The following is a 13641-nucleotide window of genomic DNA, read 5'->3' as shown; positions in this document are numbered from 1 at the left end:
AACATTAGCAAGTGTTACAAAGACAAATCTCACTGGTTGAAAAAGGGTAAAGATAAAACCATAGGGCCGATTAGTTTTCATTTATTCCTGATGAAACATTGGCGATTATTGGTGAAGCGGGTTCTGGTAAAAGCACCATAGCTCGATTATTAGCAGGTGCAGAACAACCAGATACTGGGCAATTATTTCACCATGTAGACGTGATTAAGTGGGATGATTCTAAGTTCTTTTGCCAAAATATTCGGATGATATTTCAGGACGCCCAAAAGTCCCTTAACCCTACGGTTCCTATAGGCAATCAACTTGAACAACCTTTGCTCTTTAATACAACATTAGATAAAGCACAGCGTCGTGAAAAAATATTACAAGCACTTAGAATGGTAGGCTTGTTACCAGAACACGCCGACTATTACCCACACATGTTTTCGGGGGCCAAGCACAGCGGATTGGCATTGCACGCGCGTTAATTTTAGATCCTAAAGTCGTTATTATAGATGAAGCACTCGCACCACTCGATCCATCATTGAGGGCGCAGGTTATAAACTTATTATTAGATTTACAGCAAACTCACAAACTGACCTATGTATTAATATCTCACCAAATCTCTCTGATTAAGTACCTAAGCGATAGAATTATTGTGATGGATGATGGACAGATAATTGAGCAAGGTCACACTGAGGACGTTTTCACAGACCCTCAACATGCAAAAACAAGAAAGCTACTGACGTCGTTAGATATGTAGACGCGGGGCTTGTGCCTTGCAGGCTGTGTCTTTCTTTGCCCTGCGGGCGGCTATTTCGACTGCGTCGACCATACTTTTGCAACAGCCCAAATCAACAGAAAAAACCGTCATCCCAACTACCAGAAAAACGTCATCCTAAAAGAGCCTTAGCGATATTTGGGATCTCCAACCAAGTGCAGAGGAATGTCATAGTTCGCATTGCAGGCTGTGTCTTTCTTTGCCTTGTCGGCAGCTATTTCGACTGCGTCGACCATACTTTTGCAACAGCTCCAAAAGTAGGCAAAAGACCGCTTTCGGCTAAATCCCTAATCCTTATTTAAGATTTATATTATCGTCGAAGACGGAATGTAATTTCGTCCATGGTTCGTCTGACGTACATCCATGTACTGACGAATTCCCTTCTTCCTTGAAGTGAAAACATTCCTTGCAACGGCGTCCCTGCCGTTCACTTCGAGATATAAATCTCAACTAAGGGGATTTAAACGAAGGTAAATGTTGCCTGAACTTTAGGTGTAACAACATATTGCTTTAGTGAAAATAATCATTCCAAATCAACAGAAAAAACCGTTATCCCCGTAGCTTGTAAAGTTAATCAGCCACAGCGATATTAGGGAGCTCCAACCAAGTGCAGAGGAATGTCATAATTTGCTTTCAATTGGCTCATAATTTCAGAAAAAACGTCATCCCAAAAGAGCCACGGCGATATTTGGGATCTCCAACCAAGTGCAGAGGAAGTTCATAATTCGTCTTGCAGGCAGCTATTTCGACTGCGTCGACCATACTTTTTGCAACAGCCCCAAAAGTAGGCAAAAAGACCGCTTTGTGGTAAATCCCTAATCCTTATTTAAGATTTATATTATCGTCGAAAACGGAATGTACGCACATCCCTATGCACATTCCTTGCAACGGCGTCCCTGCCGTTCACTTCGAGATATAAATCTCAACTAAGGGGATTTAAACGAAGGAAAATGTAGCCTGAACTTTCGGTGTGATAAATCTTTGTTTTAAAGAAAAACGTCATCCCAAAAGAGCCAAAGCGATATTAGGGATCTCCAACCCAGTGCAGAGGAAGTTCATAGTTCGCCTTAAATTGGCTCACAGTAACTAGAACAAAAAACGTCATCCCAAAAGAGCCAAGGCGATATTAGGGATCTCCAACCAAGTGCAGAGGAAGTTCATAATTCACTTTTAATTGCCTCAAAAGTCCAGAACAAAAAACGTCATTCCAAAAGAGCGGAGCGATATTTGGAACCTCCTACAGAGTGCTGAGGAAGTTCATAATCCATTTTCAATTGGCTCATAATTTCAGAAAAAAACGTCATCCCAAAAGAGTCTAAGCGATATTAGGGATCTCCAGCCACGTGCAGAGGAAGTTATAAATATCAGCAACTCTGACCCCACTGGTCCTTCTTTTCCAACAGAAACTTACGCGTAGTAACGTTCGACGGCGGTGATCAGTTTTGGTAAGTCTTGTTTTGGTAAAAGATTAATGCCTGCAGCCGCAGCTCGGCCGCCGCCGGTTTCGAATGTGGCGCAAATATCACCGGCCCCTGTTTTGTTATTCAGCGGTGCTCGCAGACTAATGAGATAATGAGCGTCATCTACTACCGTTACCACTATGTGGGCTGTATCAGGGCTTTCATTAGCTAAATGATTCCCGTAAGTTCCGCTAATTCTTCTGCTCCATGCAGCATCTTCTAATAATACGGCCTTAGCCAGTTCTGATTCGTGCAATACGTCTGCAGACAGCGCTTGATTAAAATCAGAATCGAATGCACTTTTTAACGTATGAAAGGCTGAACTTGGATCTTTAATGCAGTCGAACGGTGATGAGTATTGAACAAGTTGCTTGAATAAGTCGGCGGGATGAAACGCTAAATCGTCGGTAGTTGCACCATAACCATTATAATTGACCAAGGTGCCCAATTCTTTTAACTGTTCAACTTGCTCGGCCGAATAGCCTTGCTTTTTACAAAGCTCGGTGGCCACTTTTATTAAGTTGTCACCAAACGCTGCTGCAATTGCCCAGTCATGAAACTGCCCTGCTAGCAAGTTGTCAACTATCAAAGAAGTGCATGTGTTTGCGTCAAGATCGATATGGGCGTTAAGGTTCACCACATTTGGTATTTCGCCAGACCTATGATGGTCACTATACATTACCGATGCACCGGTTTTTAAAACCGCATGTAACGCGTCTGCGTTTTTTTCCATCGAAATATCTAGGATCGTAACGCTAGAATGCTCATTAATAGCCGCAATCGGAATTTGTTTTACAAGAGAAATATCACGTTTAATTCCAGTGATAAGTTCTGCTTGTTTAGGCGCAGCTAAACGCAATTGAACAAGGGAAATAATCCCGTCGGCATCACCATTAAATACATCGAAATTTGTCATATTATTTTTCTTATTTTATTTTTAGCGACTAATCTATTAAACCAAGTTCAACAAGCTTAGCTACAACTTCGTCCGCGCAGGCTTCGATAGATTTATTTGCCGTTTTCAAATGCACTTCTGGTGATTCAGGTATGTCATACGCAGAGTCGATTCCAGTAAAGTTTTTAATTTCACCATTACGTGCTTTTTTATATAAGCCCTTCGGGTCACGTTGTTCACAGATTTCAATTGGTGTATCGATAAACACTTCAACAAACTTATCCGCTGGCAACTGATCTCTAACCATCTTACGGTCAGATGCAAATGGAGAAATAAAAGCAGTGGAAACCAATAAGCCGGAATCAACAAACAATTTGCTAACTTCGCCTATTCGACGAATATTTTCAACACGGTCTTTGTCACTAAACGTTAAATCACCATTAAGGCCATGGCGGACGTTATCACCGTCTAGCACATAGGTATGGCAGCCTCGTTCGAATAATTTTTGATCAACCGCATTGGCCACTGTCGACTTACCGCTACCACTTAACCCCGTATACCAAAGTACAGCAGATTTGTGGCCATTAGCTTCTGAACGTTGTGCCGCCGAAATACTTTGTAAGTGCCATACAACATTAGAGGAAACAGCGGCGTCCGCTTTTAAGTTTGTCATTGTTTTTGTCCTTAATAAATCCGTGTGTGGCACTTGCCTAATAAATTGTTTGATTAGTCGATGCTAAAGACTAAATGAGAGTTATCTTATGTAATGTGCTTAACTCTTTAACTGGCTCATAACCACGAATAAACAAGATTGTACCTAAACAAATTCCTTTTGCACTTAATTGACGCCTGATATTGCGGCTTTAGAAAGAAAATATTGTGCTTAATTATTCTAAAATAAAAAGTCTAAACGGATTAGATTTATAAACTAAATAAAATGAAGTTAATTACTTAGGGCAACTTCATTAAACAGCGCGCGGTTGGAGGTTCTAGATATCACCGTGGCTTGGCTATTTTTACGGACTTGGAATGACGTTATTTCGATATTACCCGTCATCTCAAAATCGCGAAGCGATATTTGAGATCTCCTTCAAAGTACTGAGGATGTTTTGTTGTTCTAGTTACTGTGAGCCAATTTAAGACGAACTATGACATTCCTCTACACTGGGTTGGAGATCCCTAATATCGCCGTGGCTCTTTTGGGATGACGGTTTTTTCTGTTTAATTTGGTGTAACGTTTTTTCTGAAATTATGAGCCTATTAGAAGTGAATTATGAACTTCCTCTGCACTGGGTTGAGATCCCTAATATCGCTTTGGCTCTTTTGGGATGACGTTTTTCTTTAAAACAAAGATTTATCACACCGAAAGTTCAGGCTACATTTTCCTTCGTTTAAATCCCCTTAGTTGAGATTTATATCTCGAAGTGAACGGCAGGGACGCCGTTGCAAGGAATGTGCATAGGGATGTGCGTACATTCCGTCTTCGACGATAATATAAATCTTAAATAAGGATTAGGATTTAGCCGAAAGCGGCCTTTTGCCTACTTTTGGGGCTGTTGCAAAAGTATGGTCGACGCAGTCGAAATAGCCGCCTGCAAGGCAAAGAAAGGCGTAGCCTGCAAAGCAAACTATGAACTTCCTCTGCACTGGGTTGGAGATCCCTAATATCGCTTTGGCTAGACTAATTTTACAAGCTAGGGGATGACGGTTTTTTCTTTAAAATAAAGATTTATCACACCGAAAGTTCAGGCTACATTTTACCTCCATTCAATATTCCTGAAATTAAATCAGTTTTCAAAAGTATGAGACAGGACGTCGAGTAAGGGATGTTTTCATGGACGAAATTACATCCCGTCTTTTAGACAAAACTGAATTTAATGTAAGACAAGAATATTGGCTGGATGCGGCTCTTTTGGTTACTTTTCTAGCTGTTGAGAAAAGTGACTCGCCTTTAGGCGAAACAGCCGCCCGCTGGGCAAAGAAAACTTCAAGCACCGCACCAGTATGGTCGACGCAGTCGAAATAGCTGCCTGCAAGGCAAACTATGGACTTCCTCTGCATTCGGTTGGAGATCCCTAATATCGCCGTGGCTCTTTTGGGATGACGTTTTTATTCTGATTACTATTAGCCAATTTAAGGCGAACTATGAACTCCCTCTGCACTTGGTTGGTGATCCCTAATATCGCCGTGACTGATTAACTTTACAAGCTACGGGGATAACGTTTTTCTGTTTAGTTGGATAACGGTTTTTCCGTTTAGTTGGATAACGCTTTTTCTTTTTAGTTGGATGATGGTTTGTTCAGATTATTTGAGCAAATTGAAAGTGGAAGAAAAACTTCACCACACGAGTTGGTTTAATTTGATAGATGAAAATTTGTCATTTAACTTTAAATTAGAAATGGTACAGTATTGACACGTGAATAATTTTCTTTCGAAGAATTAATTCGACGCAATTATGTTAGGCGCTTTGTAGTGAAGGGTTAGCTTCAGCAGAGCCCCAATGATTGGGTGTTTAACTTTATGTTTCAACTTACCTCACGGAATTGAATACATTTTGTTAGTGACACTACATTCATTAACACATGATTTTAATTAAACATTGAACTAGGACATTTAAGGAACTTCAATGAAAAAAGTAATAAAAGCAATTATCCCAGTAGCAGGTTTAGGTACACGTATGTTGCCTGCGTCTAAAGCGATACCAAAAGAAATGCTCCCTGTTGCAGACAAACCCATTATTCAATATGTTGTGCAGGAAATTATCGCTGCCGGTATTAAGGAAATAGTACTGGTAACCCATTCTTCAAAGAACAGTATCGAAAATCACTTCGATAAAAGTTTTGAGCTTGAGTCTATTTTAGAGAAACGAGTAAAACGTCAGTTACTCGAAGAAGTACAAAAATCTGTCCAAAAGACGTCACAATCATGCACGTACGCCAAGGTGAAGCAAAAGGTTTAGGTCACGCCATCGCCTGTGCTCGTCCACTCGTTGGCAACAACCCATTTGCAGTTGTTTTACCAGACGTAATGATCAATGACTATGATTCAAATTTGAAAAAGACAACTTAGCGGAAATGATTAGGTTGTTTGAAGAAACCAAAGCCAGTCAGGTTATGGTTGATGAAGTGCCAGAACAAGATGTGAGTAAATACGGCATTGCAGATATCGACGGCCAAGCAATAAAATCTGGCGAGTCAAAAACAATGAGCGCTATGGTCGAAAAACCCGACATTGAAGACGCCCCTTCTAACTTAGCGGTTGTTGGCCGTTATGTATTATCAGCTGATATTTGGGATATTTTAGAAAAACCCCTATCGGCGCCGGCGATGAAATTCAGTTGACCGATGCAATTGCAACGTTAATGGATTGGGAAACGGTTAATGCTTACCTGATGAAAGGCAGTTACCACGACTGTGGTGATAAGCTCGGTTACATGCAAGCCTTTGTTGAGTACAGCATGCGTCATAATGTGCTTGGTGAAGATTTTAAAGCTTACTTAAAAACTATTAAGTAACTTCTACAAAGTGAATATTACGTAATTCACAGGCAATAAGTTGATATCAAATAAAAGCCTTACTTTTAATAAGTAAGGCTTTTTTAATTATATATGCTTGATAACACTTAAACGAATAATGGGAAGTTGAGCTTATACCTGATAAAAAGTTCTAAAACTCAACCCCGATATTCAACCAAACTAAATTATCTTTAGCTCCAGTTTCCGAGCTAGGACCGCCAATGTCGGTATTTGTACGTGCCCAGCTAATGTTACTGCGAATTGTATAGTCATCTAGTTTATACCCATATCCAAACCCAAGACTGTATCCTCATAGCCGTATACTCTCTAGCTTGCCTTTGTGCACCGCCATAAAATGACACTGAATGCTTATCATTAATAAGATAAAACATATCCAATATTTTGAAATTGAATAACGCTTCGGTGTCACTATTCACAATATTAGGTGCAAAATTGATTGCTGAACCCACACGCCAATTATCGGCGACTGGACGATAAAGCCCTAACTGCAAGTAAGGGCGGACGTCAAATGTTGTATCGTCTATTCCCTTAACGTTTTTGTTAACCGCCTTAAGGCCAGTTTCAATCACAAAACCATAACCATAACCATAACCATAGTCAGATGTAAGATCTGATTTAGTTGCAACTTCTAGATTGTTATTTGAATACGTGTGTGTATTCATTTCATTCGCTGATGCAACACCAAATTGAGTCAGAAGTAAAAGATTAAAAATAAACTTAGTTTTGAACAAGCTTAAAACATCAACGTACACCCGGGCTACCTTTTTTATTATGACTGCGGCAATTGGCATTTTTGAAAAAGCGTGTTTTTTATAAAAAGTACTTAGTATTGCCATGTAACACCTATTCTCCAACTCGTGTCGTTATAGACGTCTCGTTTAATGCCTAACATCAATTCCAACTGATTAAACCATTGGGGAATTATAGTGACTTGAATATCGTGCAAGTCCACATAGTCATAATTTAACGCCGTTTGATTGGGTGATTTTTTATTGCGATGAAACAAGTATTCAAATCCTATTTGGTACTCTGGCGTTAAAAAATCAATAAGTACTGTTTGGGATAACCCCGAAGCACTTTCAATTCCGTAGGTATAATTAGTTGCCCAGTGCCCGAGGCTGACATTACCGACACTGTACCCTTTTCGATATATATGATGATCGTGCCATGCGCTCTGGAACTCTGAGACTTCATAAGAAAATGACAAAGGAATCTCGTTATATTTTGTATAAGGTAGGGATATACCGGCTGATACTGCTATATTGCCTAAAAGAAAATTAGAATGGCTAGCAGCATCCTCCCCTGCAATTTCTCCGTAAACATTTATGCTTCCGAAACGTTGCTCTATCGTTAAGGATGCCCTTTGATTACCAAACTCACACTCTGTAACATTCCCTGATTCGCAATTTACTAACGCTCCGCTATTATCACTACCAACAACATCTGAAAATGCCCCCCACACTTGTTCTAAACTTATCGGTTGGCCTCGCCCACCAAATTGAAACGTTCTGTTTAATGAAATCGATGTGCCTTTAAAGGGCTGAATACTTAGCTGAGTTGCCAGTACGTATGGCGTCCCTGAGGTAAGCTCCCCTTCTGAGTATATATTATCGTGACGTTCTAAAGACTTCACAAACACGTTGTATTGTAGGTCCCACCAATTTTTAAACGGTATTGGGTTTTTGAGTCCGACTGAAAGTGTGGTTTTTGCATTATTGCTATACAACATTGAACGGGTTTGAAACGGTGATAACCAATCTTGTTTATAGCCCACATCGAGCTGAATGTTGTCATTACCAACAGATAAATACGTTTCGTAAAAGTTTATGTCTTCAAAACTATTATTTGCTATCCCGCCATAAGTAAACGACATCCAATTTGATACCTGATAACTGCCCGTAAACATTGCATGACCATTGCTACTTTCCAACTCGGCGAGTTGATTGGGAATAACCGTGTCAAATTCGGTGCTTTGCGCCTGTCGTAATTGCAATTGGGCAAAACCTACTGGCCGCGTTGTTAACTTAGTCAACGCTTGTTCGACTCTAGCACTCAGCTCAGGGTATTGATTTTTAGCATGTTTTAATACGTCCTTCACATGGGAGACAGCATATGGCCGTTGCATCGATTGCGTATTAGTGACAATAAAAAGAGCATGGATATCTTTATTTAACTGGGTCATTTGCATCGGCACATATTGCGTGGCACCAATACTAGGGAAACTCAAACCGAAACAAAGAAAAAATGCGGAAACCAAATGGTATTTACTACAATTAATTCGGTTCTTACTTTTACTTGGGGAATTGTTGTTTATAAAGTTTAATGAGGCTGAATTAAAGAGCCTAGCAAAATGAGAGAACATTGTTTTTTTAGTAGACAACAAAATAGGTTCCAAATTAAAACTAATTTCAAAAATATAAAAAGTGCAAAAGTGCAAAAAGCGGAGCTACGCTTTTGCTATTTTTGACAACACATTCATTCAATTTAGCTAAAGCACAGTAAAGTAGAAAAATTCCCTCTGACTCTACTTTCAGTTCCTAAAACGGAAATACTATGGGCAATAACAACAGGACAACCGCACTGTAGGTTATAGACACTGGTATGCCAAATCGAACAAAGTCTTTTAACGTGTAATCCCCGCATTATAAACCATTAAATTGGTTTGATAACCATAGGGACTAATAAAACTGCCACTAGCGGCGAATGCCACTGCCATAACAAACGGTAAATAACTTACTTGTAAACCAATGGCTACAGAATATGCGATTGGAAATATTAATGCTGCAGCGGCATTGTTTGTGATTAACTCAGTTAACAGTAACGTTGAAAAATAAACAATGACTAGCGCCAAATAAACATTATTTTGGTCAATACCTTCGGCAACTAACTCTGCAATTAGATCTGAAATCCCGACATTATTCAGTGTTGTTGCCAAGGTTAATGCACTTAATACAATCAACCAAATTTCCAAAGGAAAACGTCTTTTTACTTCGTTAATAGTTAATGCACCACAAGCAAACAAAGCGGCCATATAGAAAATAAAACATTTTAACAAGGCAATATCAAAAAGAACGGATGTAGCGATGGCGCCCGCAAATCCGATGACAACACACTTTTCTTTTACCCCGGACAACATAAATTCGAGTTTTTTACCATTAAGGACAAAGAAGTTTTTACTGATGTTTGAACGCGCCGCAAAATCGTTACCGGTTGCTAAAACCAAAAAATCACCTGACTGAATAACAACATCACCTAGCTTACCTGAGACCTGCTCACCTTCTCGTCTAATTGCGACGACAGCGGCGTCAAATCGCGCTCGGAAACCGGCGGTTTTTAACGTTTTGCCAATAACGGCAGAACCGTAGCCTAATAACAACCTCAGTAAGATTATCATTGATTAGTCCAGACTCATGGGCAAAAGATGTTAAGCCATCAAACTGATTTAAAGTACCGACTTTAGTGACATCGCCTGTAAAAATTAGCTTGTCACCGGCGTAGATCATATTCTGAGGCGTAACAGGGGTTATCAACCGTCCTTTGCGCACTATTTCAATTAAAAAGAGTGAGTCCAAATTACGTAAACCATTCGCGCTAACCGTTTTGCCAATAAGCAAGGAATCCGGCTGGACTTCAACCTCAACAAAATATCTTGATGCTAATTCTTGTTTAACAACCTTTCCTTCCAGCACACCGGTGCGAAGGTAGATAACTAATAAACAAGCTAAAGACGCGGCTATGCCGACTAAAAAGAAATCAAAAAAGGCAAATCCTGTTTGTCCTTGTTCCAATAACATAGAGTTTACAATTAAGTTTGTTGAGGTGCCGATAAGGGTTAATGTTCCCCCAAAATAGCGGCATAGGACACAGGTAAAAGCAGTCGATTAGGTGCTAAATATCGATTGTTTTTAATCGGACTTAACAAAGTTGCAACAACTGCAGTATTATTTAAAAAGGCGGATGACACTAACGTGGTGAATAACGTTCGAAAATACGTTTGAGGTGTAGATTTAAGAAAAAGAATTGCAGACAGTCGACGTAAATAGCTGGTTCTCTCAAGTGCAAAACTGCACATTATCAACAGCATTAACGTTAACAACCCTTGGTTGGTTGCATTGGCAAGTAATTGTTCGGTTGTGACTAGGTCAAATGCAAGGCAGCTTAATGCTGACGAAACAAAAACACGTTCGCTCGATTTTTGAAAGCGGATTAAGCCAACTATCGTCGCAAAAAATATTAACAACACTGTCCATTGTTCAATAGTCACTATATTTAAAAACCTCTAACCATTAGCACTTTTTAATTTGGGCCGTGATAACTTAAAACGGCCGAGCAATTCCGAAACTAGCTTTTGTGTTTAATGAAGTAACATTGTTGTAAAACGTTCCAACTTTTATGCCAACCTTCAATGCGTTTTTACTTTTACTTTTTACTTTTTACTTTTTACTTTTTGAAGCAAAAACAAAAATGGTACTCAAAAGAGTACCATTTCCTTCCTACTAGACGACAGTTTACTTAAACAAATCGCTAATATCTTTTGCTTCCCAATGAGGGAAATGTTTACGTACTAACGCATTTAATTCTACTTCAAAAGCAGACACATTAGTTACCGCTTTGCTTTCAGAAGCTTGCCCTTTCGCAACAATCATCCCAGCACCAATAGTCACATTGGTTAATCTGTCGATAATTATAAATGCACCGGTTCCTTTCACATCTAAATAGTTGTCAAATGCGATTTGGTGATTTAATGATACTTGGCATCGAGCAATTTCGTTCAATTCTAATCGAACGGCTTCGCCGCGTTCCATTGTATTAACGTCAACGGTAAAGTCGATGTTAGAAATAGAACCAGTCGTTTGCTTAGTCGCAAATTTAAAGTCGTATTGTTTATTCGGCACTAACGCTTGTTCAGCCATCCAGATTAAATTAACTTCAACATCGCTGGTGATCTGTGACAAGTTATTAGAATGCACTATGGTATCACCGCGGCTGCAATCAATTTCGTCTTCTAACGTAATTGTCACTGCCATAGGCACAAAAGCCTCGTCAATATTGCCATCAAATGTGACTATTTCTTTTACTTTAGAAGACTTTCCTGATGGTAACACCGTAACTTCATCGCCAACTCGCACGACACCAGATGCTAAGGTTCCACAGAACCCTCTGAAATCAAGATTTGGACGATTAACGTATTGCACAGGCATACGGAAATCTTCAAAGTTAAATGACTCTACAATAGGTGTTGTTTCCAACATTTCCATTAATGTTTTACCGTGATACCAAGAAGATTTCTCAGAACGGTTAACCACGTTATCGCCGTTTAACGCTGATATCGGTGCAAACTGAATATTTTTAATATTTAGTTTTTCGGCCAATTCCATATATTGTTTTTTAATGTCTTCATAAACTTCTTCAGAGAAATCCATTAAGTCCATTTTGTTAATTGCAACGATGACATTAGGCAAGCCTAATAACGATACAATAAAGCTATGACGACGTGTTTGTGTTTGTACACCATAACGCGCATCAATCAAGATAATGGCAAGGTCAGCCGTTGAGGCACCGGTAGCCATATTACGGGTATATTGCTCATGCCCAGGGGTATCTGCAATAATAAACTTACGTTTATCTGTAGAAAAATAGCGATAAGCAACATCAATTGTAATGCCCTGCTCACGCTCTGACTGTAAGCCATCAACCAATAATGCTAAATCAATTTCACCGTCTGTTGTATTAAAACGTTTGGAGTCATTTTGAATTGCAGCGAGTTGGTCTTCAAAGATCATTTTAGAGTCGTGTAGCAAGCGACCAATTAACGTACTCTTACCATCATCCACTGAACCACAGGTAATAAAACGCAATAATTCTTTGTTTTCGTGCTGGTGAAGATACTCTTCTATATTTTGTTCAATTAGATCTGACTGATGTGCCATTAGAAGTAGCCCTCCATCTTTTTCTTTTCCATCGAGCCGGCTGAATCATGATCTATCATTCGACCTTGGCGCTCCGATGTTTTCGTTAACAACATCTCTTGAATTATCTCAGGCAACGTCGCTGCTTCTGATTCAACCGCACCGGTTAAAGGATAACAACCCAAAGTACGGAAGCGAACCATCTTCATTTCCGGAGTTTCTCCTTCTTCAAGTGGCAATCTTTCATCGTCGACCATAATGTCTACGCCATCACGATTTACTACCGGGCGTTCAGCCGCATAATATAGTGGCACAATATCGATGTTTTCTAAGTATATGTACTGCCAGATATCTAATTCTGTCCAGTTTGATAATGGAAATACACGAATGCTCTCCCTTTATCAACTTTTGAATTAAAGACATTCCACAACTCAGGACGTTGCTTTTTAGGATCCCATGCATGATTTTTATCACGGAAAGAATAAATACGTTCTTTGGCTCGGGATTTTTCTTCATCTCGACGCGCGCCGCCAAATGCAGCATCGTATCCGCCAGCATTCAACGCTTGCTTTAATCCTTGGGTTTTCATGATGTCTGTATGTTTAGAGCTACCATGTACAAATGGATTAATATCCATTGCCAATCCTTCAGGATTTTTATGAACGATTAAATCGAAATCATATTTTTCCGCCATTTTATCGCGGAATTCAATCATCTCTTTAAACTTCCAATTTGTGTCAACGTGCAACAAAGGAAATGGTAATTTCGCTGGGAAAAACGCTTTACGAGCAAGATGCAACATAACTGCAGAATCTTTACCTACAGAATAAAGCATGACTGGATTGTCGAATTCAGCCGCAACTTCACGAATAATGTGAATCGACTCGGCTTCAAGCCGTTTAAGGTGGGTCAGGTTATAATTCATTAAATTACACTCAAAAAATACCGCTAAAATTAACTAGCGGTATTTAACACTAATTGAGTTTGTAATGTAACTAACAAATGGTTAGATGATATTGTTAAAACAACTAACAAAAAAGTATAAGTGGCTACAAAACCAAAACTAAACTGTATAAGCAACT

At 39.5% G+C, this 13641-nt stretch carries 11 protein-coding genes and 2 pseudogenes; 4 read left to right on the top strand and 9 right to left on the bottom strand.

Going from position 1 to position 13641, the window contains the following annotated elements:
- Positions 1-98: 98 nt before the first annotated feature.
- The gene (locus PN838_RS24715) at positions 99-467 is read left to right on the top strand and encodes an ATP-binding cassette domain-containing protein (RefSeq protein ID WP_272182367.1); all 369 of its coding nucleotides are present in this window, start codon (positions 99-101) and stop codon (positions 465-467) included.
- A gap of 56 nt (positions 468-523) precedes the next feature.
- A complete protein-coding gene (locus PN838_RS24710; protein ID WP_272182366.1) occupies positions 524-742 on the top strand; it encodes a hypothetical protein in 219 nt (72 codons plus the stop codon).
- A 1425-nt stretch (positions 743-2167) separates the two neighbouring features.
- Here the strand turns inward: PN838_RS24710 and PN838_RS24705 are convergent.
- Positions 2168-3136 (bottom strand): DHHA1 domain-containing protein, encoded by a 969-nt coding sequence (locus tag PN838_RS24705; RefSeq protein ID WP_272182365.1) that lies wholly within the window; start codon positions 3134-3136, stop codon positions 2168-2170.
- Between the two features lie 28 nt (positions 3137-3164).
- Complete coding sequence (gene cysC, locus PN838_RS24700; RefSeq protein ID WP_272182364.1) at positions 3165-3788, bottom strand: adenylyl-sulfate kinase; 624 nt, start codon at positions 3786-3788, stop codon at positions 3165-3167.
- A 1161-nt stretch (positions 3789-4949) separates the two neighbouring features.
- On the opposite strand from cysC, the gene PN838_RS24695 reads away from it, so the two are divergent.
- On the top strand, positions 4950-5141 hold the full coding sequence (locus PN838_RS24695; protein WP_272182363.1) for a hypothetical protein: 192 nt from the start codon (positions 4950-4952) through the stop codon (positions 5139-5141).
- A 600-nt stretch (positions 5142-5741) separates the two neighbouring features.
- Positions 5742-6629 (top strand): annotated as a pseudogene (gene galU, locus PN838_RS24690) (UTP--glucose-1-phosphate uridylyltransferase GalU).
- 278 nt (positions 6630-6907) lie between these two features.
- On the opposite strand, the gene PN838_RS24685 reads toward galU, so the two are convergent.
- The 7 genes and pseudogenes from PN838_RS24685 to cysD all read right to left on the bottom strand — a co-directional run bounded on the left by PN838_RS24685 (position 6908) and on the right by cysD (position 13484).
- Complete coding sequence (locus PN838_RS24685; protein ID WP_272182362.1) at positions 6908-7402, bottom strand: hypothetical protein; 495 nt, start codon at positions 7400-7402, stop codon at positions 6908-6910.
- Positions 7403-7473: 71 nt separating this feature from the next.
- Complete coding sequence (locus PN838_RS24680; protein ID WP_272182361.1) at positions 7474-8832, bottom strand: capsule assembly Wzi family protein; 1359 nt, start codon at positions 8830-8832, stop codon at positions 7474-7476.
- Between the two features lie 441 nt (positions 8833-9273).
- Positions 9274-10044 (bottom strand): SLC13 family permease, encoded by a 771-nt coding sequence (locus PN838_RS26785; RefSeq protein WP_334313448.1) that lies wholly within the window; start codon positions 10042-10044, stop codon positions 9274-9276.
- Positions 9956-10444 carry a TrkA C-terminal domain-containing protein gene (locus PN838_RS26780; RefSeq protein ID WP_441295809.1) on the bottom strand — a complete coding sequence of 163 codons (489 nt, stop codon included), beginning with the start codon at positions 10442-10444 and terminating at the stop codon, positions 9956-9958. Before PN838_RS26780 ends, PN838_RS26785 begins: the two co-directional genes overlap by 89 nt.
- 38 nt (positions 10445-10482) lie before the next feature.
- Positions 10483-10914, bottom strand: coding sequence for a transporter permease (locus tag PN838_RS26775; RefSeq protein ID WP_334313447.1), 432 nt, complete (start codon positions 10912-10914; stop codon positions 10483-10485).
- Between the two features lie 244 nt (positions 10915-11158).
- Positions 11159-12580 carry a sulfate adenylyltransferase subunit CysN gene (cysN, locus tag PN838_RS24670; RefSeq protein WP_272182360.1) on the bottom strand — a complete coding sequence of 474 codons (1422 nt, stop codon included), beginning with the start codon at positions 12578-12580 and terminating at the stop codon, positions 11159-11161.
- Positions 12580-13484, bottom strand: a pseudogene (cysD, locus tag PN838_RS24665) (sulfate adenylyltransferase subunit CysD). The gene cysN and the pseudogene cysD overlap by 1 nt, the downstream one beginning before the upstream one ends.
- Between the last annotated feature and the right edge of the window lie 157 nt (positions 13485-13641).

It is taken from the genome of Psychrosphaera algicola, from assembly GCF_028401425.1.
GTDB classification, from domain to species: Bacteria; Pseudomonadota; Gammaproteobacteria; order Enterobacterales; family Alteromonadaceae; genus Psychrosphaera; species Psychrosphaera algicola.
The sequence above is the reverse complement of the archived record's forward strand: the minus strand, read 5'-3'. Positions and strand labels throughout refer to the sequence as shown.

Coding starts and splice junctions, on each gene's coding strand:
- PN838_RS24705 (WP_272182365.1), bottom strand. CDS start 3,136: ATGACAAATTTCGATGTATTTAATGGTGATGCCGACGGGATTATTTCC.
- cysC (WP_272182364.1), bottom strand. CDS start 3,788: ATGACAAACTTAAAAGCGGACGCCGCTGTTTCCTCTAATGTTGTATGG.
- PN838_RS24695 (WP_272182363.1), top strand. CDS start 4,950: ATGGACGAAATTACATCCCGTCTTTTAGACAAAACTGAATTTAATGTA.
- PN838_RS24680 (WP_272182361.1), bottom strand. CDS start 8,832: ATGACCCAGTTAAATAAAGATATCCATGCTCTTTTTATTGTCACTAAT.
- PN838_RS26785 (WP_334313448.1), bottom strand. CDS start 10,044: ATGATAATCTTACTGAGGTTGTTATTAGGCTACGGTTCTGCCGTTATT.
- PN838_RS26780 (WP_441295809.1), bottom strand. CDS start 10,444: ATGTTATTGGAACAAGGACAAACAGGATTTGCCTTTTTTGATTTCTTT.
- cysN (WP_272182360.1), bottom strand. CDS start 12,580: ATGGCACATCAGTCAGATCTAATTGAACAAAATATAGAAGAGTATCTT.